Below are 272 nucleotides of genomic sequence, written 5' to 3'. Positions count from 1 at the left end.
GAGCATCGGCGGCGTTAATGTTTCCGTGTCCAGTACTGGCACGGAGGCGCAGATGGTCGGCAAGGAACGATGGGAGCAGATCCAGCGATTGCGGGCAGCCGGCCAGAGCGTGTCGGCCATTGCGCGGCAGTTGGAACTGGACCGGAAGACGGTGCGCTACTGGCTGCGGCAGTCCGAATGGAGGCCGTACCGCCGGGCCGGGAAGGACGAGACGGTTCTGTCGGCGCATCGTGCCTGGCTTGTTCGGCGGGCACCGCAGGTGAGCTACTCGG

General features: G+C 66.2%; 1 protein-coding gene. It reads left to right on the top strand.

Annotated elements, in window-relative coordinates:
• Positions 1–52: 52 nt before the first annotated feature.
• The coding region (locus GQB03_RS22795) for a helix-turn-helix domain-containing protein (protein WP_159694075.1) at positions 53–272 on the top strand (220 nt) is incomplete at its 3' end.

Source organism: Cognatazoarcus halotolerans, assembly GCF_009800965.1.
GTDB classification, from domain to species: Bacteria; Pseudomonadota; Gammaproteobacteria; order Burkholderiales; family Rhodocyclaceae; genus Cognatazoarcus; species Cognatazoarcus halotolerans.
Note: the sequence above shows the minus strand (reverse complement) of the source record. Positions and strands in the feature narration are given on the sequence as shown.